Annotated in this window: 21 protein-coding genes; 13 read left to right on the top strand and 8 right to left on the bottom strand. The window is 56.9% G+C overall.

Going from position 1 to position 19,813, the window contains the following annotated elements:
* The first annotated feature begins 13 nt into the window (after positions 1 to 13).
* The 5 genes from ACXAGA_RS15935 to ACXAGA_RS15915 all read left to right on the top strand — a co-directional run bounded on the left by ACXAGA_RS15935 (position 14) and on the right by ACXAGA_RS15915 (position 5,999).
* Positions 14 to 925: a dihydrodipicolinate synthase family protein gene (locus ACXAGA_RS15935; RefSeq protein WP_475118460.1), complete on the top strand. Its 912-nt coding sequence runs from the start codon at positions 14 to 16 to the stop codon at positions 923 to 925.
* Between the two features lie 35 nt (positions 926 to 960).
* Positions 961 to 2,475: an aldehyde dehydrogenase (NADP(+)) gene (locus ACXAGA_RS15930; RefSeq protein WP_475118459.1), complete on the top strand. Its 1,515-nt coding sequence runs from the start codon at positions 961 to 963 to the stop codon at positions 2,473 to 2,475.
* A 209-nt stretch (positions 2,476 to 2,684) separates the two neighbouring features.
* On the top strand, positions 2,685 to 3,695 hold the full coding sequence (locus ACXAGA_RS15925) for an AraC family transcriptional regulator (RefSeq protein WP_475118458.1): 1,011 nt from the start codon (positions 2,685 to 2,687) through the stop codon (positions 3,693 to 3,695).
* 95 nt (positions 3,696 to 3,790) lie between these two features.
* Positions 3,791 to 4,984 carry a methyl acetate hydrolase AcmB gene (gene acmB / locus ACXAGA_RS15920; protein WP_475118457.1) on the top strand — a complete coding sequence of 398 codons (1,194 nt, stop codon included), beginning with the start codon at positions 3,791 to 3,793 and terminating at the stop codon, positions 4,982 to 4,984.
* Positions 4,985 to 5,111: 127 nt separating this feature from the next.
* The gene (locus ACXAGA_RS15915) at positions 5,112 to 5,999 is read left to right on the top strand and encodes a LysR substrate-binding domain-containing protein (RefSeq protein WP_475118456.1); all 888 of its coding nucleotides are present in this window, start codon (positions 5,112 to 5,114) and stop codon (positions 5,997 to 5,999) included.
* 2 nt (positions 6,000 to 6,001) lie between these two features.
* On the opposite strand, the gene ACXAGA_RS15910 is transcribed toward ACXAGA_RS15915, so the two are convergent.
* Both ACXAGA_RS15910 and ACXAGA_RS15905 read right to left on the bottom strand, forming a co-directional pair.
* Complete coding sequence (locus tag ACXAGA_RS15910) at positions 6,002 to 7,171, bottom strand: muconate/chloromuconate family cycloisomerase (RefSeq protein ID WP_475118455.1); 1,170 nt, start codon at positions 7,169 to 7,171, stop codon at positions 6,002 to 6,004.
* Between the two features lie 78 nt (positions 7,172 to 7,249).
* Positions 7,250 to 8,119: a dioxygenase family protein gene (locus tag ACXAGA_RS15905; RefSeq protein WP_475118454.1), complete on the bottom strand. Its 870-nt coding sequence runs from the start codon at positions 8,117 to 8,119 to the stop codon at positions 7,250 to 7,252.
* Between the two features lie 260 nt (positions 8,120 to 8,379).
* Here ACXAGA_RS15905 and ACXAGA_RS15900 point away from each other — a divergent pair, with 260 nt between their 5' ends.
* The 7 genes from ACXAGA_RS15900 to ACXAGA_RS15870 all read left to right on the top strand — a co-directional run bounded on the left by ACXAGA_RS15900 (position 8,380) and on the right by ACXAGA_RS15870 (position 14,451).
* A complete protein-coding gene (locus ACXAGA_RS15900; RefSeq protein WP_475118453.1) occupies positions 8,380 to 8,760 on the top strand; it encodes a hypothetical protein in 381 nt (126 codons plus the stop codon).
* Complete coding sequence (locus tag ACXAGA_RS15895) at positions 8,757 to 9,593, top strand: alpha/beta fold hydrolase (RefSeq protein ID WP_475118452.1); 837 nt, start codon at positions 8,757 to 8,759, stop codon at positions 9,591 to 9,593. Before ACXAGA_RS15900 ends, ACXAGA_RS15895 begins: the two co-directional genes overlap by 4 nt.
* A gap of 212 nt (positions 9,594 to 9,805) precedes the next feature.
* Positions 9,806 to 11,074, top strand: a complete 1,269-nt coding sequence (locus ACXAGA_RS15890; protein WP_475118451.1) for an ABC transporter substrate-binding protein — start codon at positions 9,806 to 9,808, stop codon at positions 11,072 to 11,074.
* A 73-nt stretch (positions 11,075 to 11,147) separates the two neighbouring features.
* Positions 11,148 to 11,879 (top strand): ABC transporter ATP-binding protein, encoded by a 732-nt coding sequence (locus ACXAGA_RS15885; protein WP_475118450.1) that lies wholly within the window; start codon positions 11,148 to 11,150, stop codon positions 11,877 to 11,879.
* The gene (locus tag ACXAGA_RS15880) at positions 11,866 to 12,576 is read left to right on the top strand and encodes an ABC transporter ATP-binding protein (RefSeq protein ID WP_475118449.1); all 711 of its coding nucleotides are present in this window, start codon (positions 11,866 to 11,868) and stop codon (positions 12,574 to 12,576) included. The genes ACXAGA_RS15885 and ACXAGA_RS15880 overlap by 14 nt, the downstream gene beginning before the upstream one ends.
* Positions 12,576 to 13,442, top strand: a complete 867-nt coding sequence (locus tag ACXAGA_RS15875) for a branched-chain amino acid ABC transporter permease (RefSeq protein ID WP_475118448.1) — start codon at positions 12,576 to 12,578, stop codon at positions 13,440 to 13,442. Before ACXAGA_RS15880 ends, ACXAGA_RS15875 begins: the two co-directional genes overlap by 1 nt.
* A gap of 1 nt (position 13,443) precedes the next feature.
* Complete coding sequence (locus tag ACXAGA_RS15870) at positions 13,444 to 14,451, top strand: branched-chain amino acid ABC transporter permease (RefSeq protein ID WP_475118447.1); 1,008 nt, start codon at positions 13,444 to 13,446, stop codon at positions 14,449 to 14,451.
* 94 nt (positions 14,452 to 14,545) lie between these two features.
* Here ACXAGA_RS15870 and ACXAGA_RS15865 read toward each other — a convergent pair whose 3' ends face one another.
* The 6 genes from ACXAGA_RS15865 to pcaD all read right to left on the bottom strand — a co-directional run bounded on the left by ACXAGA_RS15865 (position 14,546) and on the right by pcaD (position 18,758).
* A complete protein-coding gene (locus ACXAGA_RS15865) occupies positions 14,546 to 15,166 on the bottom strand; it encodes a trimeric intracellular cation channel family protein (protein ID WP_475118446.1) in 621 nt (206 codons plus the stop codon).
* Between the two features lie 89 nt (positions 15,167 to 15,255).
* Positions 15,256 to 16,272 (bottom strand): 3-carboxy-cis,cis-muconate cycloisomerase, encoded by a 1,017-nt coding sequence (locus ACXAGA_RS15860; RefSeq protein ID WP_475118445.1) that lies wholly within the window; start codon positions 16,270 to 16,272, stop codon positions 15,256 to 15,258.
* A complete protein-coding gene (gene pcaG / locus ACXAGA_RS15855) occupies positions 16,273 to 16,872 on the bottom strand; it encodes a protocatechuate 3,4-dioxygenase subunit alpha (protein ID WP_475118444.1) in 600 nt (199 codons plus the stop codon).
* A gap of 2 nt (positions 16,873 to 16,874) precedes the next feature.
* A complete protein-coding gene (gene pcaH, locus ACXAGA_RS15850) occupies positions 16,875 to 17,603 on the bottom strand; it encodes a protocatechuate 3,4-dioxygenase subunit beta (RefSeq protein ID WP_475118443.1) in 729 nt (242 codons plus the stop codon).
* Positions 17,596 to 17,982: a 4-carboxymuconolactone decarboxylase gene (gene pcaC, locus ACXAGA_RS15845; RefSeq protein WP_475118442.1), complete on the bottom strand. Its 387-nt coding sequence runs from the start codon at positions 17,980 to 17,982 to the stop codon at positions 17,596 to 17,598. Before pcaC ends, pcaH begins: the two co-directional genes overlap by 8 nt.
* Entirely contained in the window at positions 17,979 to 18,758 is a 780-nt protein-coding gene (gene pcaD, locus ACXAGA_RS15840) for a 3-oxoadipate enol-lactonase (protein WP_475118441.1), read from the bottom strand. Before pcaD ends, pcaC begins: the two co-directional genes overlap by 4 nt.
* 89 nt (positions 18,759 to 18,847) lie before the next feature.
* Between pcaD and pcaQ the strand changes: the two genes are divergently transcribed.
* On the top strand, positions 18,848 to 19,798 hold the full coding sequence (gene pcaQ, locus ACXAGA_RS15835) for a pca operon transcription factor PcaQ (RefSeq protein ID WP_475118440.1): 951 nt from the start codon (positions 18,848 to 18,850) through the stop codon (positions 19,796 to 19,798).
* Positions 19,799 to 19,813: the final 15 nt, after the last annotated feature.

Raw genomic sequence — 19,813 nt, 5'->3', positions numbered from 1 at the left:
CGAAAGAAACACCATGACCCAATACACAGGCATATGGCCCGTCGCCCCTACCCCATTCAACGCCGATGGCACGCTTGACCTTGATGGCATGAAACGTGTTCTGGATTGTTTAATCGACCAAGGCGCAGACGGTATTTGCATCCTTGCCAATTTTTCCGAACAGTTTCTGCTGACCGACGCCGAACGCGAAATATTGACCCGCGTCTCGCTTGAACATGTTGCGGGCCGCGTGCCTGTGATCGTCACGATCAGCCACTACGCCACCCAAATCGCGGTCGATCGCGCACGTTATGCAAAATCTCTGGGCGCAGACATCGTGATGATGATGCCGCCCTACCACGGCGCCACGCTCAAGGGTACGCCAGAACAAACCTTTGAACAATTCGCGGCCGTGTCCAAAGTCGGCATTCCGATTATGGTGCAAGACGCTCCGATGTCAGGCGTTGGCCTTTCTGTGCCGCTGCTGGTGCGAATGGCCAAAGAAATCGAACAGGTCAAACTATTCAAAATCGAATGCCCCCGCGCGGCCAATAAAATCCGAGCGCTGATCGAATTGGGCGGCGATGCGATCGAGGCCCCGTTTGACGGCGAAGAGGCGATCACGCTTTTGGCCGATTTAGACGCGGGCGCAACGGGGTCGATGACCTCTGGCATGATCGTGGATCAGATCAAACCAGTCCTGACCCATTTCCACGCAGGCCGGATGGTTGATGCCACCGCCGCCTATGGCCGCGTTGCCATGGCGATCAACCACGAAAACCGCCAATGCGGCTGGCAATCGTGCAAGGCCGCGATGGTCGAAGGCGGCGTTATCAAATCAGAGATGTGTCGCCACCCCGTGGCGCCTCTTCATCCCGCTATTCGAACCCGCCTGATCGACCTTTTAAAACCGCTAGATCCGCTGGTTCTAAGCTGGGGCAACTAAACCCCGCCCGACGCTCAATTCCGAAGGAACAGATTATGACCTTTACTCCGCACGGCAAGCACCTGATCGCAGGTGAATGGGTTGCCACCGATGATACGTTTATGTCCGAACCCGCGCATGGCACGGCGCATCGGTTCAGCAAAGGCACGCCCGAGGTGGTGAATGCCGCTGTCGAGGCGGCCGAGGAGGCGTTTTGGGACTACGGCTATTCCAGCCGCGAGGCCCGCGCCGCGTTCCTTCATGCGATTGCCGACGAAATCGAAACCCGCGCTGATGCCATCACCCAGATCGGGACGCAGGAAACCGGCCTGCCCGAAGCGCGCCTGCAAGGCGAACGCGGGCGCACCACGGGGCAGCTGCGATTGTTCGCCGAACATATCCTTGCCGCCGATTATCTGGACCGTCGCCATGACGCGGCGCTGCCCGACCGTGCGCCTATGCCGCGCCCTGATCTGCGGATGATGCAGCGGCCCATCGGCCCTGTGGCGGTTTTCGGGGCCTCTAATTTCCCACTCGCGTTTTCAACCGCAGGGGGCGACACCGCCGCCGCGCTGGCGGCTGGCTGCCCTGTCGTGGTCAAAGGCCACGGCGCCCACCCCGGAACCGGCGAAATCATCGCCGAAGCGATCCATGCTGCGATCCTAAAAACAGGGATGCCCAAAGGCGTCTTCTCGCTCGTTCAAGGGGGCGACCGCACCGTTGGTCAAACGCTGGTACAACATCCGCTGATCAATGCGGTTGGCTTTACGGGGTCGCTTGCAGGGGGGCGCGCGCTGTTTGATCTATGCGCACAGCGCGACGTGCCGATCCCGTTTTTCGGCGAACTGGGCTCTGTGAACCCGATGTTCATGCTGCCCGCAGCCGTGGCCGCGCGCGGCGATGCGTTGGGGCAAGGCTGGGCCGCATCGCTGTCTATGGGCGCGGGGCAATTCTGTACCAACCCCGGCATCGCAGTAGTGATCGAAGGTGCCCAAAGTGACGCCTTTATCGAAGCGGCCCGCGCTTCCTTGTCCGAACAATCCGCTCAAGTCATGCTGACGGACGGCATCGCACTAGCTTATACATCAGGGGCGGAAAAACTGGGCGCGCAGGCTGGGGTCCAAGATTTGCTGACATCGATGTGTGACCGCCGCGAAGCAAAGCCATTTTTGTTCAAAGTTGCCGCTGCCGATTGGATTGGCAACCACGCGCTGTCCGAAGAGGTCTTTGGCCCTCTGGGCCTTGTCGTTGTCGCCAAAAATACCGCCGAAATGGACAAGGTCGCGCGGTCTTTCGCGGGTCAGCTAACCGCAACGCTACACATGGACGATGGCGACACCGATCTCGCCCGCCGCTTGCTGCCTGTGCTGGAACGCAAGGCCGGCCGCGTGTTGGCCAATGGGTTCCCAACTGGGGTCGAGGTCTGCGACAGCATGGTCCACGGCGGCCCGTACCCCGCCTCGACCAACTTTGGCGCAACATCCGTCGGAACCCTGTCCATCCGCCGTTTCCTACGCCCCGTCTGCTACCAGAACATCCCTCAAAACATCCTGCCAAACGATCTGGCGTAGGGCGTTATTCTGGCATCTGCACCGTTTTGATCACCTTGTTCAGCGCCTTTCTGCGCTGGACAAAGCCGACAGGCGGTTGGTCATGCAGCGACCCGTCTAAAGCAGGACCGATTGGAAGGAGGCGGGCCCAACCCACCTCAATTCTTTTGGTGCAATAACAAATCCGTGCTAACGTGAGCCCTTCGATGAAGTCATTTGGAGGAGTGATTTTGTTAGAACACGCTTTTATTTTAGATTCACTTGGCCAGCCGATCCGCCATGACGGCAGGACATCATCGACCGATTGGGATGAAATCCAATCGTTCTGTCGCAACGTCTATATGCCCTATGATGTGCGCCCACTAGATCGGCGTTCCAAACCAGACGCGACGATGATTTCGGCCAAAGCAGGCGGCGTCACGATGACCCGATTTTCCTATGGCACCGGCATTTATCTGGATCGGTTCGACCCCGCTGCAGGCAATATCCTGGTGCTGAATACGGTGCGCGGGGCGCTAAACCATCAGACCGATGGCGGTTCGGTCGGGACAGCGGCAGGCGAAAGTTTTGTCGTTGATTGTTCACGCGCGGATTACTGGCTGGAGGGCGATCCGGACCATATGCAACTGAACCTGACCATCCCGCACAAATTGATGGAGGACATCGCGGAACGCTGGTTCGGCTTTGTCCCCAACGATGATCTATGGACCGCCCGCGTGAAAATCGGCGGTGTTCAATCCGCGTGGGGGTCGCTGCTGGATTATGCCGTGCGCGCGTTGACCCGTTCGGGCGCTGTGGCCGCAGATGCCGCGCTGGCGCGCCATATCGAAGAAATGCTGTGCGTCGAACTACTGCGGCAATGGGCCGGTGCGGCCGGCGTCAGGCTAGAGGGCGGCGCAAGGGCCGCAGCGCCCCGATACGTGCGCCAAGCCGAAGCCATCATGGAAGCCGAAGCCCGCGAAGCGCCAACCATTGGCGAGGTCGCGGCGCGTGTGGGCGTGTCGGCGCGGACTTTATCAGGCGGGTTTCAGAAATTCCGCGGGTTGTCACCCCGCGACTTTCTGTCTGCGCGGCGGCTGGACGGGTTCCGCGCCGATCTTGAACGGGCGGACGGGGATAAGACCGTCACCGATATTGCCACCGATTGGGGCTTTTCCAACTTTGGCGCATTGGCGGGACGGTATCGCGACCGCTTTGGCGAATTGCCATCACAAACCCGCGCCAAAAACCGGCGCATCTAATTTAGGTTCCGTTTTCGAATAGCGCCTGCCGATTGCGAACAGCGCAAAACGCGGCGCGCCTGCATCCTGCTTTGACATGTTCGAGGGAGGAACCAATGAAGGACATTCAAATCAACGATATCACCGCGCGCTGTGATGACATTCTGAACGGGCTCAGCACGGGCAATACCCGCGTACCAGGCGTCGTGGCAATGGTCACGGATCGCGATCAGACGATCTATTCGGGCGCCGCAGGCGAACGCAGGATCGGCGGCGACCCAATGACCGAAGACACAGTTTTCGCCATCTTTTCCACGACCAAGGCGATTGCGGGCACCACCGCCCTGCAATGCGTCGAAGAAGGCCTGTTGGATCTAGATGCACCCGCCAAAGAATACGCCCCTGCCCTAGGTAATCTGCAAGTGATCGAAGGTTTCGACGCGGACGGCAGCCCCCGTTTGCGCGCGCCCAAAACGGACGTCACCGCGCGCCAGCTTATGCTGCATACGGGCGGTTTTGGTTATGATTTCTTTAACGAAACCTACAAACGTCTGGCCGAAGACCACGGGCAGCCATCAGTGGTAACAGGCAGCCGCGCCTGTATCGAAACCCCGATGCTTTTTGATCCAGGCGAAAAATGGGAATATGGCACCAACATCGATTGGCTGGGTCAGGTGGTCGAAGGCGTGCGCGGCAAACGGCTGGGCGATGTGATGCGCGAACGCGTGTTCGATCCGCTAGACATGAACGACATCGCTTTTACCCGCACCGACGCGATGAAGGCACGCACCGCCACGATCCATGCCCGCGGCGAAGACGGATCGCTGACACCAATGGATGATTTCGCCCTGCCCGACGACCCCGAAGTGCACATGGGCGGTCACGGGCTGTATGCCACGGTGCCTGAATACATGAAATTCATCCGCATGTGGCTGAATGACGGCAATGGCCCCAAAGGCCGCGTGCTGAAATCCGAGACCGTGGATTGGGCCGTAAAAGGCGCGCTGGTACCACCGCAAAAGGTAACAATGCTACCCGGTGTGATCCCGTCCCTGTCCAACGATGCCGAATTTTTCCCGGGTCAGTCCAAAGATTGGTCCTACACCTTTATGGTCAACAACGAAAAGGCCCCAACGGGTCGCCCTGCGGGATCGATCGGGTGGGCGGGGCTGGCCAATAGCTATTACTGGATCGACCGCAAAAACGGCATCGGCGGCTATTGGGCCACCCAGATCCTGCCCTTTGCCGATGCGGCATCGTTCGGCGGGTACATGGATTTTGAAACGGCGGTTTACGCGTCGATGACCTAACAACAGACGGGGCCACCATCGGCCCCGTTTCGCTATTTTCGCCCTGCAGTCATTCCATTTAGTGTGAAAATCCTTTACCAAACGGGTATCAGAATCAAATATCTCATACCCGTTTGGTAGCATCACGATGGAACTACGCCGCCTTAGATATTTCATAGCCGTCGCCGAAGAACTGCATTTTGGCCGCGCTGCGTCACGGTTGGAAATCGCTCAGCCCCCGCTAAGCCGACAGATCGCAGCGCTAGAGACGGATATCGGCGCGCAATTGTTTGACCGAAGCCGTAGCCAAATCCGCCTGACCCAAGCAGGCGAGGTGTTAGAAAGCCACGCGCGGGTTTTGATCGACAGGTTGGACAACGCCTATCGCGAAACAAAACTGGTCGGTCAGGGCGGCGAAGGCCGCGTTCGGCTTGCCTTTGTCGGGTCTGCGTCACACGGGGTGCTGCCGAACCTGATTAAATCCTATCGGTCGCACCATCCCAAAGTGGAACTGGCGATTTCCGCGATGAACAATGCAGAGCTTCATTCAGCATTGATCCAGCGGGAAATCGATATCGCAGTTGCCCGCCCAGCCCTAGAGGACGAAGAACTGCGATCGGAACTGCTGAACCGCGAAGATTTGCTGCTTGCGATCCCCGACAATTCGGAACTGGCATCGCGCGAGCCGATCAAATTTTCAGAACTGGCGGACCAGACATTCGTTCTATACCCGCGCAGGCCGCGCCCATCCTATGCCGATTATGTGCTAAAGATTTGCCGCGACGAAGGGTTCGAACCCGAAGCAACCGAAATGGCGCAGGATTTCCAGACGGCGATCAGCCTTGTGTCGGTTGGCGTAGGGATTTCGGTCGTCCCGTCCAGCGTCGCGCAAACAACGCGTCCGGGTGTGTTTTACCGCAAATATGTGGGCACCAATCCGGGCACCGCACTGACATTGCATGCGCGACGCGACAACCGCGCGCAACAGGTGATGAATTTCTTTGATCTGGCCCGTAAATTCGCCCGCAGCCGTTAGGTTTACGCGCGGGTGACGTCGCGCAGGTAATCGCGATCAACGGTTATGCCCAGCCCCGCACCTGTCGGCACGGTGGCGTGGTAGTCGGCAAATTCCAACCCGTCCGAAACCGTATCTTTCGCCAGAATGCGCGGCCCGAAATGTTCGCAGCCCCATTCAAGTTCGGGCAGCGTCGAAAACACAGCCAAATGTACTGCCGCCCCGATACCGCTTTCCAACAGGCATCCGCCGTATAGTTCCATCCCAAAGGCAGAGGCGACCGCAGCCGCCCGTTTCAGTTCCATCAATCCACCCGATTTAACCAGTTTGAGCGAATAGACACTGCCCGTCGCGGCACAGGCATTCTGCACCAGTTCAGGCGTGGAAAACGCCGCTTCGTCTGTCATGATCGGAATGCTGCTGCGCGCAGCGACACGGGCGGTTGCGGCCAGTTGACCAGGCTTTAGCGGTTGTTCGATCAGCGCGATGTTCATTTCGGCCAATTCAGGCAGATAACGAATGGCGGTGGCTTCGGACCAGCCTTGGTTTACGTCGACTACCATTTCGGTGCCGTCAGGCATGGACGACATGATTTTACGCAGACGGATCATATCTTGGGCCGGTTCATAGAACCCAAGTTTGATTTTGAAACGGCGGTGGGCCCGCGCGGTCAATTTTGCCTTGGCCTCTTCGATTTCTTGATCCGCATCGCCTGATGCAAGCGCCCACAGAACTTCGATCCGATCGCGAACCGCGCCGCCCAGAAACGTGCGTGCATTCACGCCCAAAGCATGGCCAGCCGCGTCATACAGTGCGCCTTCGACCGCCGCGCGGGCAGAGGTGTTGCGGCTCACGGCCTTTTTCATCCGCAGTGCGTTGGCTTCGAACGCCAGTGCGTTTTGGCCGATCAATGCAGGAGCAAGATAGGTGTCGATATTGGCTTTGATCGCCTCCACGCTTTCTTCGGACCAACGTGGCCCGCCCAATGTCGCGGCTTCGCCCCAGCCCGTTGCGCCGCCTGCCAATGTGACTTCGACAATGACAAAGGACTGGTGGGTCAGTTCGGTGTTCGACAGTTTGTGCCGCCGCGTGGTGACGCAATCAATGATCCGCGTTTGCACCCGTTCAATCGTCGTGTCGTGGCAGGCTTGCACATCGATCTGGATAGGCGCTGCAGTTTGGGGTGCGGGCATTGGATTGGTCCGTGTTTTTGTATTTTAATTGCGTGGCACCGCAGCCAAAAACCGCGGAGCCACCTGTTGCGCGTCGGGTTATTCGGCCGCCATCGCGACATCTGCAGCAGCAAGGGTGAAATCGAATTTCACATACAGATCCGTGCCGTGTTCTTCGGTTCCTTTTTCAAAGTTGCCGATCAGGTTTTCTTTGACCGCAAAGACCGAGTCATTATCGAGGTAGTCCGAAGAGGCATCGTAAACTTGGGACACCAAGGTGCGATATCCGTCTTTGTTGATCACAACGTGGATGTGACCGGGGCGCATTGTGTGGTGGCCCATGTAGGAAATCATTTCACCTGCGGTCCAATCAGACGGGATCGGATAAGGCACAGGACGGATCGCACGGCAGGCGTAATAGCCGTTTTCATCCGTTTCAAAGCGGCCGCGCAGGTTAAAATCAGGCTGATCAGGATCGTGGTTTTCATACAGACCGTTTGGCGCATCTTCCCAGATGTCGATCACGGCTTGTTTGACCGGATTACCATCGGCGTCACGTACATATCCTTCGATGAATACGCTTTCTTCGTTGTCGAAATGCTTTTGCACGATCGACGCGCCATGCGGCAGGATCGGAGCGTTTTCACGGAAAAACGGCCCCAGCACGGTGCCCGCCGTTTCGCCATTTGGCGTTGGGTTCGAAATCATATCGCACAGCACTTCGACGCCCAAAATATCGCCAAGCAGGATGAATTCCTGACGTTTGTCCGAACACACGGCGCCAGCACGCGCCAGAAAATCACACGCCTGCATGAATTCTGTGTGTGACAGGCTTACGTCTTTGCAGAACCCGTGCAGGTGACGGATCAGCGATGTCATGATTTCTTTTTGGCGATCCCCGATGGGTTCGCTTGCGCCGATGGCTTCGATGACGATATCGGTCACGTTTTCTACGGTTACGTTGCGCATGGTATCCTCCTCCGCAATTTTAGCTCGTCGCGGCCCCCTCCAGAGCGGTGCGATCGTAAATGACCCACCAACATTGCCTGACGGTGCAGGCTGAGGAAAGACTACCAGCGGGTATCGGGCGATACCCAAGTTGAATGGAACCCATACGCTTTGCGTATTTTAGGTATCGACCGATACCTTTCCGACAACAACACGCAGCTTCATTTTACCGCCACGACTACGGGGCGACCTGCGCCCACGACGGACCAAAGGAGGAGCCGATGAGAGAGACCCTAAACAGGATGCGCGACGATCTAGAGCGCACCCCACATCTGCATCGGATCGGCGCGCTGTTTTCAGAAACGGTATTGATCAAGGTCGATGGACAAGAATTCTACCTTGTTTTTGAAAAGGGCCACATCACCCGCATCGTCGAAGGCCCTTCGAAAAAGACGCCGTACCGTTTCGGCTTTGTCACCGATGCGGCCGCGTTGACAGAATTCTGGACAGCCGTCCCCGCAGCAGGGTTTCACGACATCTTTGCGATGGTCAAAATCGGGCGCGCTGAAATCATCGGGGACATGCTGCTGCTGATCAAAAACCTGCGTTTCTTTAAAGAGGTCATCGCCCTACCCCGCGCATCCAAGGAGGTCGTTCAATGACCATCGAACAGATCACGGGACGCTATGCCACCATCGATGTCGCAGGCCGCAAACAGCGCATTTATTTCGAAGAAGCAGGTCAAGGACGCCCCGTTCTGTGTCTGCACACCGCAGGGTCCGACACCCGTCAGTGGCGTCACATTCTAAACGATCCAGAGATTACCGCGACCAACCGTGTCATCACTTTTGACATGCCGTGGCACGGCAAAAGCCTGCCGCCCGAAGGGTTCCAGACCGAAGAATACCTGTTGACCACGGAAACCTACATGCAAACGGTGCTGGCAGTCGTGGACGCGCTGGGGCTAGATCGTCCAGTGCTGGCGGGCACATCAATGGGCGGCCGCATCGCGCTGCAACTTGCTTTGCATCATGCCGATGCCTTTTCTGGATTTCTGGCCATTGAAGCGAGCGATTTTCAACCCGCATGGTATGATATCGACTGGTTCCACCGCCCTGATGCCCATGGCGGGGAAATGGGCGCGGCGTTGGTATCAACAAACATCTCGCCCCAAGCGCCCGAAAATGAACGCTGGAATACCTTATGGATGTTCATGCAGTCAGGGCCTGGCGTATTTCGCGGCGATCTGAGTTTTTACACCAAAGACGACAGTTTGGTCGGACAGTTGCACCGCATTGATACGTCAAAAACGCCCGTTCATTTCATCGTCGGGGCCTATGATTTCACCTGCACCCCCGATGACGCCCGCCGCACCGCTGATCAGATCGACGGCGCAACGATCAGCGTCATGGACGAAGTGGGACATTTTCCAATGAGCGAACACCCCGACGGTTTCCGACCCTATTTCATCGACGGTTTGAAACGGATGCCATAGGCACAAACCATTTCAGAAATTCACACATAACCCCGTGTCGCCAGCCGATGCGGGGTTATGTCGTTGATACCTTCATTGTCGTGCTTCACGCGTTCATAAACCAAATGGGTATCATGCTATACCTTCACATAAACTCCGCCCCCAGCCACGTTGACCCAACAGGAGGAGGCAAGAGGAGGCCTCTTCCCGTAGAAACAGGGAGGAGAAACAACGTGATTACACGTCGTAAGTTTATCGGTCGAGCCGCAGCATCTGGTCTCGCACTTGGCACATCGGGACTAGCTTTGCCGGCCTATGCCGCCAATAAACCGATCAAGATTGGCTTTGTCACACCGCAAACCGGACCGCTGGCAATTTTTTCCGAAGCCGATGCATTCACACTAGAACAAATGCGCCGCAAGATTGGGGACGGCATTATGATCAACGGGGCAAAACACCCCGTAGAGATCATCGTCAAAGACAGCCAGTCGTCGTCGAACCGCGCATCATCCGCTGCGCAAGAACTGATTTTCGACGACGAAGTGAACCTGATTTGCGCCACGTCCACGCCCGACACCACCAACCCAGTGGCCGACCAAGCCGAGCTGAACGGCGTACCGTGTGTGACGAACGACACCCCTTGGCAGCCGCACTTTTTCGGCCGCCAGGGCGACCCTGCCGTCGGGTTTCAATACACCTACCATTTCTTCTGGGGGCTAGAGGATCTGATCTCTGTCTCGCTGGGTCAGTGGGACCAGATCACCACGAACAAAGTCGTCGGTGGCTTGTGGCCGAATGATCCTGACGGCAACGCCTTTGGCGATCCGAACCTAGGTTTCCCTGCGGCGATGGCGCAGCGCGGTTACGAAGTGATCGACACCGGTCGCTATCAGAACATGACCGATGATTTTTCGTCCCAAATCGCAGCGTTCAAAGATGCGGGCGTTGAAATCGTCACGGGCGTTCAAATCCCGCCTGATTTCACCACCTTCTTCAACCAGTCCGCTCAGCAGGGCTTTAATCCAAAAATCATGAACGTGGCCAAAGCGTCCGAATTCCCACAGGGCATTGCCCCGCTTGGTGCGCGTGCCAACAATCTGACCACCGAAATCTGGTGGTCCCCAATGCATCCGTTCGGATCGTCGCTGACAGGGCAGTCGTCTGCCGAATTGGCCACCGAATACGAAGCAGCCAGCGGCAACCCATGGACCATGCCTCTGGGTTTCAAACATTCGCTGTTCGAAGTCGCGCTGGATGCGCTGATGCGGTCCGAAGATCCGACCGACCCAGATGCAACCGCCAAGGCCATCGGCGAAACCAAACTGGACACCGTGGTCGGCAACATCGATTTCGCGAACGGACCAGTACCAAACGTCGCCAAAACCCCGCTAGTGGGCGGTCAATGGCGTACCGATGGCACCGGCATGCCAACCTTGGAAATCGTTGAAAATTCGGATCACCAGAACATCGCGTTGACCTCTGAAATGCAGGCGTGGGGCTAAGGAATTAGCGCCCAATCGCCGGAGCAGGCATCCCCTGCTCCGGCGTCTATTCACATGTTTCGGGGGAGGAAACATGACTTCTTTACTGCGCCTGTCGGGCGTCAATAAATCATTCGGCGCGCTCAAGGTTGCGGACGATGTCAGCTTTGATTTGCCAAAGGGACAGGCCTTGGGTGTGATCGGGCCGAACGGCGCTGGCAAATCCACCTTGTTCAATCTGATCGGGGGGGCGCTGGCGCCATCGTCTGGGACGATCACGTTCAAGGTCGAAGACATCACAGACCGCCGCGCCGCTGATCGGTGTCATGCGGGCATCGCGCGGTCATTTCAAATTCCGCACCCCTTTGTCGGAATGAGCGTTTTTGAAAACCTGCTAACCGCCGCGCAATTCGGCAAAGCGGGCTTTGACGATGCGGAAACGGCGTGCCGCGATATTCTGGAACGCACAGGCCTATTGCCCAAGGCAAACCTGCCCGCGGGATCGCTGACGTTGCTGGAACGGAAACGGCTGGAACTGGCCCGCGCGCTGGCAACGGGGCCAGAGTTGCTGTTGCTGGATGAAATCGCGGGCGGCCTGACCGAAGCGGAATGTCATGAACTGGTCGCACTGATCAAAGATATCCATGCCAGCGGCGTCACCCTGATCTGGATCGAACATATAGTCCACGCCCTGCTGGCGGTGGTGGATCATTTGATGGTCATCGACTTTGGCAAAATCATCGAAACGGGCGAACCGCGCGCCGTCATGGCCAATCCGACAGTGCAAGAAATCTATATGGGGATATCGGTCGATGACGCTGCTTGAAACACACGGGCTAACGGCGCATTACGGCGATTTTCAAGCGCTGTTTGGCGTCGATTTTGCAATGAACGAAGGCGAAACAGTCGCCATCATCGGGGCAAACGGCGCAGGCAAATCCACCTTTTTGCGGTGCATCACCGGACTGCACGGTTCTGTCGGTCAGACCATCACGTTCGATGGCCAACCCATCGGCGGCGCGGCGGGGGATGCGATCCACAAAATGGGTCTGGCCATGGTCCCCGAAGGCCGTCGACTGTTTCGGTCATTGACCGTCGAAGAAAACCTGATGATCGGCGCGGCAGGCAAAAGGCATGGCCCTTGGACGCTGGAAGCGGTCTATGACCTGTTCCCCGATCTGCTGGCGAAACGGAACAACCCCGGCACGGCGCTGTCGGGCGGGCAACAGCAGATGGTGGCGATCGGTCGGGCGCTGATGGCCAACCCAAAACTGCTGGTCTGCGATGAAATCAGCCTCGGGCTTGCCCCGAAAATCATCAAAGACATCTACGAAGCCGTCCCGCAAATCCGCGCCAAAGGCACGTCGATCCTTGTCGTCGAACAGGACGTGGGTCAAGCGCTTGCTGTGGCGGACCGTATCTATTGCTTCATGGAAGGACGGGTCACTTTGACGGGCACGCCTGAAACGCTCACCCGCGATCAAATCGCCAACGCTTATTTCGGAATAGGAGAACCCGTCTGATGATCTGGCTCAACGCACTTATGCAAGGCGTCCTATTGGGCGGTCTTTATGCGCTTTTCGCAGCGGGGCTATCGCTGATGTTCGGCGTCATGCGCTTTGTTAATATTGCCCATGGCGATTTCATCGTTGTCGGCGCCTACGCGATTTTATTCTTTGTTGTTTCATTGGGATTGCCACCTGCAATCGGGGTTGTTCTGGTTATCGGGCTGATGGCGTCGGCGGGATATCTGAACCAGAAATTCCTGCTGAACCGCGTGATGGGCAAAGACATTTTGCCGCCGATCCTAGTCACCTTTGGCATGTCGATCATCGTACAGAACGCCCTTCTAGAAGGGTTTTCTGCAGACAGTCAAAAACTGCCGACAGGGTGGCTTGAAACGGCGTCTATTCCTTTTGGTCAGGAACTGGCTATCGGGGTTTTGCCACTGCTGATGTTCATCACGGCCGTGGGCGTTATCGCGGCGCTGCAATGGGTGTTTTATCGCACGGCTACGGGGCGGATGCTGCGGGCGACGTCGGATGATCCCGAAATCCTGCCACTAATGGGCGGCAACCGTGCGCATATGTTTGCGCTGGCCACCGCGCTGGCATCGATCGTCGTCGGGATCGCAGGCATCTGGCTGGCGATGAAAACTAACTTTGATCCGGCGGCGGGCCCTGCGCGACTGCTGTTCGCATTCGAGGCCGTGATTATCGGGGGCCTTGGCAATCTGTGGGGCACGCTGATCGGGGGGATTATCCTTGGCGTGGCACAGGCCATCGGCGCGCAAATTGATGCGGGTTATCAAATCCTCGCGGGTCACCTCGCCTTTCTTCTAATTCTTATTTTCCGCCCCACGGGGCTGATGCCAAAGGTGGTGCACTGACATGGCTTCTACTGATCTTGGAACACTTAGCGCGGGCAAATCCAAAACGCGCTATATTCCCATCGCGCTTATGGCCATCGTCGTGCTGGTACTGGCCGCCGCGCCATGGTGGGCGTCGCGCGCGGACCTACGCCTGTTGATGGAGGTTCTGGCCTATCTGGCGTTGGCCCAGATGTGGAACCTGCTGGCGGGATACACAGGGCTCCTGTCGGTTGGGCAACAGGCCTTTGTGGGACTGGGCGGATACCTGTTTTTCTCGCTGACCATCTTTGTCGGGGTGCCAATCATTCCCGCGATGTTGATTGGGGCGCTGCTGACCGCGTTGATCGCCCTGCCTACGGGCTGGGTCGCGTTTCGACTGAACGGAGCCTATTTCGCCATCGGCACCTGGGTCATCGCCGAAGTCTTTCGCCTCATTGCCGCGCAGGTCGGCGCGCTTGGCGGTGGGTCGGGGATATCGCTGCCGATCCAGATCGCCCGCACATTGGGCAAGGGCGCCGCGATGGACAAAACCATGTATTACATGGCGTTTGTCATCGGCATTTCGTCGGTCGTGTTTGTCTGGCTATTGCTGCGGTCCCGTTGGGGGCTGGCCCTGACCGCCATTCGCGACAGTGAACTGGCCGCCGAAACGCTGGGCGTGAACACCCGCCGCGTGAAATTCGTCATTTACGTCGCGACCGCTGGTATGACCGCCCTGGCAGGCAGCTTTATCTTTCTTCAGAAATTGCGGATCACGCCCGATGCGGCCTTTTCGCTGAATGACTGGACGGCATTTGTCATCTTTATCGTGGTGATCGGCGGATTGGGAACGATCGAAGGGCCGATCCTAGGGGTAATCGTCTTTTTTGCCCTGCGCGAATTCGCCGCTGACTGGGGTACGTGGTATCTGATGCTGATGGGCGCGTTGGCGATTGCGGTCATGCTGATCGACAAACGCGGTCTATACGGCATTATTCGGCAACGTTTGGGACGCGATGTTTTTTCAACCGCCAGACGGATTGATTAAGCATCACACCCTGCATGCGGTTTTGGATGGGTGAAAAATTCGAACCGTCGGGCGCCGTGGACGTACGATTTTTCGAATACGAACCGCCCTAAGGTTATTCGCTGGGCGTACGCGCGGGGCGGCTTTTGTAGACTGGCAACGTCCACCCGAACGCAATGGCGGCACCGCGCAGAAATAGTGCGGTGCCGAACCCAGAGATTGACGCGATTTCGATTGAAACCCCTGCGACAGTTAGCAAAACCAGCGCCGTCGCGCCCGCCGCTGCGGCGGACACATAGATGTCTTTTTTCAATACGATGCTGGGCTCTTGTCCCAATAGGTCGCGGATGATCCCGCCCGCTGACGCAGAAAATACACCCAGCACAACCGCTACAATACCCGAAGTTTCCAACCCAATGCATTTGACCGTGCCGGCCGTCGCTGCGAATGCCATGCCGAATGCGTCCAGCCACGTGATAACGGTGATGCGCGACTGAAAAACGGGGGCGATGAAATGCATGGCGGCTGCCGCGCACAAACTGACCACCAATGGTGTCGGCGATACGGTCCAGAATACGGGCTGATCCAAAATCAAATCCCGAATGGTTCCGCCGCCAACGCCAGCCGCAGCGCCGAGCCATAAAAAACCCAAAATATCCATTTCCTTGCGCGACGCCGTCAATGCGCCGGTGATCGCAAAGACAACCGTGGCAAATAGGTCCAATGTATACAGCATCTGCGCCTCGCAGTTTAGGATATGGCGAACAGCTTAGCCGTAATCAGATGCGTGTAAAATGGGCATTCATTTTCAGGACGGGAATTTCGTTAACGCCTGCATTGATCGCCGATGCGTTCAATGTTGCCGATCAGGTCAATCGCCGCCGACAATGCGCGGCCTGTCGCCATCGCCATGGATGGCAATATCATCCATTCCAACGCCCAAGCCGCACCAGAACGTTCCTGTTCGTGCACCATTGACTGATGCATACCGCCCAGTTGAACCGCGTTAAATCGCGCCAATGTCACCAATAGCTCGGCCAGAACGGGGTTCTGTTTGTGCGGCATGGCCGACGATCCGCCGCCGCCGGATAGCGAAATTTCACCGATCCCCTGCTGCGCCATCAGGCACACATCTTGGCCAATTTTACCCAAACTGCCCGTGATCATTGACAGAAAATTGGCATATTCCGCGATGCCGTCACGTTCACTGTGCCAACAGGGCACGGCCCGTAGGCCCAATTCAGCTGCGACCCCAGCAACAAAGTCATCGGACACATTAACCCGATTTCCCGAAGCCCCGCCGATTTGCACAACCTCGACCTTGGGGCGCAGATCGCCCAAACGTTCCGCATGACGCGCTAATGGGTCCCGCCATGCGCGCAAACGATCGCCCACCGTAATCGGCGTCGCGGCCTGCATGCGCGTGCGGCCCATCATAGGTTTCGCGCCAAATGCGTCGGCCAGTTTATCCAGCCCAATAATCAATTGATCCAGCTGGTTCGCAATCAGATCAGACGTATCACGCAGAGTCATAGACAACGCGCTATCAACCACGTCTTGGGACGTGGCGCCGGTGTGGATTTCACCCGCCACCGATGCCCGCAACTGTTTGACCAACGCAGGGACAACCACGCCGTCCCTGCCCGTTCCGACGGCAAGATCGGCGATATCTATCGCAGCAGTGGAAATGCCTTGTGCCGCCTCATGATCGCCCAAGGCGCGGCTCCATGCGGATTCAAAGGCCAACATATGGGCCAAAGTCCGATCTGACGACCAAATGACCCCCATTCGGTCATCGCCAAACAAACCAGACAGCCATGGATGATCAAAAGAGCCAATCATTTAGACATCCAAAAACACTGTTTCGCCTTCGCCCTGTAGGCGGATATCGAACCGATACCGACCGTCTGCGATCTTTTTCGCGATCAAAGTATCAACCCGCGGCCGTTGTTCGATCCGCGATAGCAAAGGATCAGCAGAGTTATCTTCGTCTTCGAAATAGATCCTTGTCTGCAGACCCACGTTGATGCCGCGCGCGACGATCCACAAATTGATGTGCGGGGACTGCTGACGGCCATCACGCAAGGGCGTTGATCCAGGTTTCACTGTGCGCAACGTGAATTCGCCGGTTTGGGCATCAGCCGCGAAGCGGCAATGGCCCGAAACATGCGGGTCAGCGCCCTCTTGGCCCACGAATTTGCCGTTGGCATCTGGCTGCCAGCTTTCGAACAGTGCATCGCGCAGCGCCCAGCCCGTTCCGTCATAGATCGAACCGACAATTTCAATGATTTCGCCCTGCGCACCGTTAGCAATGGGGCTGACGCCTACCTCTTTTTCGTAAGCGCCCTGATTGCCTGCATATGTTGGCATCAGCCCGATATGCACGTATGGCCCCGCGGTTTGGGATGGCGTTTCCTGCAATGTGCCCAGTTTTTGAACCATGATTACATCCCTTCCAATTTATTTTCGAACATCGTCTGACGGCGTCCGCGCAGCACAATATCGAATTTATACGCCAGATAATCCAACGGACGCGAATGCGCCAAATCCAGCGGAGCTACCAATCGGTCAAGCTGCGACCGATCTTTGATCGTTTTGGCGATAGGGCACAGCGGGATCAGCGGGTCGCCTTCGAAATAGAGCTGCGAAATCAGCCGCTGCCCAAACGACGGGCCGCAGATGGACACGTGAATATGTTGCGGACGCCAGTCATTCCCGCGGTTTGGCCAAGGATAGGCACCTGGTTTGATCGTCAAGAACTGATACCCGCCGTTTTCATCCGTTAACGTCCGCCCGCAACCGCCGAAATTGGGGTCCAAAGGTGCGAAATAACTGTCTTTGTGGTGGCGATACCGTCCGCCCGCGTTGGCCTGCCAGATTTCAACCAAGGCCCCTTTGATTGGACGCGCGTTTTCATCCAACACGCGGCCATGGACCAAAATGCGTTCGCCTACGGCTGGTGCCTCGCCTTTGGTCCAGTTCAGGATCAGGTTGTTGTCCAGCGCGCCGAATTGGTTGTGTCCAAACACAGGGCCCGTTTCTTCGCTGATCGACGATTCCATCGACAACAGCGGCTGGTTCGGAGACCGCGCCACAGTGGTTTTGTAATCTGGATCGTATGCAACCGGATGTACGTCGCGATTTCGCGGAATTAATGGACCTTGATCAGTCATCGGTCGGCTCCTCCATTTCGGCAAACGTGGCTTTTGCCAGTTTTAACGCATGATTGGCTTTGGGTACGCCCGCATATATGGCGACGTGCTGAAAAGCTTCGATCACGTCCTGTTTTGTGGCGCCCGTATTCGCAGTCGCGCGGATATGCATCGGGATTTCTTCGAAATTGCCCGTCGCCGCCAACAGCGCCAGCGTGATCATAGACCGTTCGCGGCGCGTGATCCCATCAGACGCCCAAACAGTTCCCCACGCGGATTCAGTGATCAACGACTGAAACGCGACATCTAGGTCGGTTTTGTTCTGTTCGGCGCGATCAACATGCGCATCGCCTAAAACAGCGCGCCTGACCTGCATTCCCTGCTGGTATCGTTCCGTCATGTTTGGCTCCCGATAAAGTTGTTTAAGATTTCGGCAATCAGTTCCGGTTTTTCGACGCATGGCAAATGCCCCGCATCATCAATCAAATGAAAATCCGCGCCGCATAGGTCAGCCGTCTTTTGAACAATTTCGGGTGGCGTTGACCCATCTTCGGACCCTGCAATTGCGATGACAGGAATAGACAAATTGCGGGTCTGTTCGGTCAAATCGGCGGCTTTGATGGCTTGGCAGCAGGCGATGTAGCCCGCGGCGGGCGTGCGGGCCAACATGTTGCGCCACATGATTAAATTGGGATCGGTATCGCAAAACGATTTTGCAAACCATCGCGGCATGATGGCATCAGCAATGGGCGCAAGCCCCGTGTCGCGCACAGCCGCAATGCGGGTGTCCCACATGTCATCATTGCCAATCTTTGCGGCCGTATCCATCAAAACCAGTGACGTCACCAAATCGGGTCGCGTATGCGCCAACTTCTGACCAATCAGCCCGCCGATCGATAACCCAACAAAGGTGAATTTTTCGACCCCGACCGCCAGCGCAATTGCAGCGGCGTCATCGGCCAATGTTTCGATGGAATATGGCCCGTCGGGGCAGTCAGACAGACCATGCCCACGTTTATCGAAACGCACAATCCGCATCTGTGGCAGCCGCGCGACCACAGCATCCCAAACCCGCAGATCAGTGCCCAAGGAATTGCAGAACACCACCGCCGGACCATCCTTTGGCCCGTCCAGACGGACATGGAAAGCTACGCCATTGTGAATCACTGTCTGCATCGATTGTTCCTCTTTGCGTATCTTTTGTCATTCTTTGTTGTTATATAAAATTATAATAACCGAATTTATTCATAACCCATAGGTTATCTATGATCGATCCTCGCATCAAAATGCGGCACCTTGTGACATTTGCAGAAACGGCGCGGCTGGGCAGCCTTTCGGCGGCGGCGATGGCGTTAAATGTCAGCCAACCCGCTGCATCAAAAACCATCCGCGAATTAGAGGCGATTTTAGGCATTCCGCTGTTTGATCGATCCGCGCGGCGGCTGCGACTGACCCAACGGGGAAAGGTTTTTCAACAACACGCAGGGGCCGCTTTGCTGGGGTTGGAACAGGCAGAGGCTTTGGTCAAAGAACCGCTGCGCCAACAAAGCCGATTGTTGATCGGCGCGCTACCCACCGCGTCAACGACCCTATTGCCCAAAGCGGCACTGGCGATGCACACCCAACTACCAGATTGCATGCTGCGGGTTTCTACAGGCCCTAACTGGCTGTTGCTTTCGCAGCTGCGCGAAGGATCGATCGATATGGTTGTGGGCCGAATGGCCAATGCAGACGCGATGGAGGGGCTATCCTTTCGTCCCCTGTATACAGATCGCGTCGTTGCCGTCGTGCGGCCTGACCACCCGCTATTGACCGATTTCGAACTGTCGCAAATTGCAGAGTTCCCGCTCATGCTGCCCCCGCCTGGGGCCGTCATTGCGCCACTGGTCAAATCATGGCTGCTGCAGAACGGGCTGCCAAATCCGAAACCCGATTTTGAAACTGTGTCTTTGGCCTTTGGTCGTCAGGTGGTGCAATCATCTGATTGCATCTGGTTTATTTCACACGGCGTCGTTCAAACAGAATTGGCACAGGGATCTATGGCCACATTGCCAATTGCCGACGACCTGCTGGGCGGACCGGTCGGAGTATCCATGCGACAAAGCGCAAAAATGACCCCTGAACAGCGAACATTTCTAGAGGTCTTGATAGACGCTGCCACAGGCGGTCATCCGACAGATAAATACAGTCCAAAGGCAGCTGTCACTGAACAGTAATTAACAGCGCATAGA

This window comes from Marivivens sp. ABH4_498 (assembly GCF_056160585.1).
The sequence above is the reverse complement of the archived record's forward strand: the minus strand, read 5'-3'. Positions and strand labels throughout refer to the sequence as shown.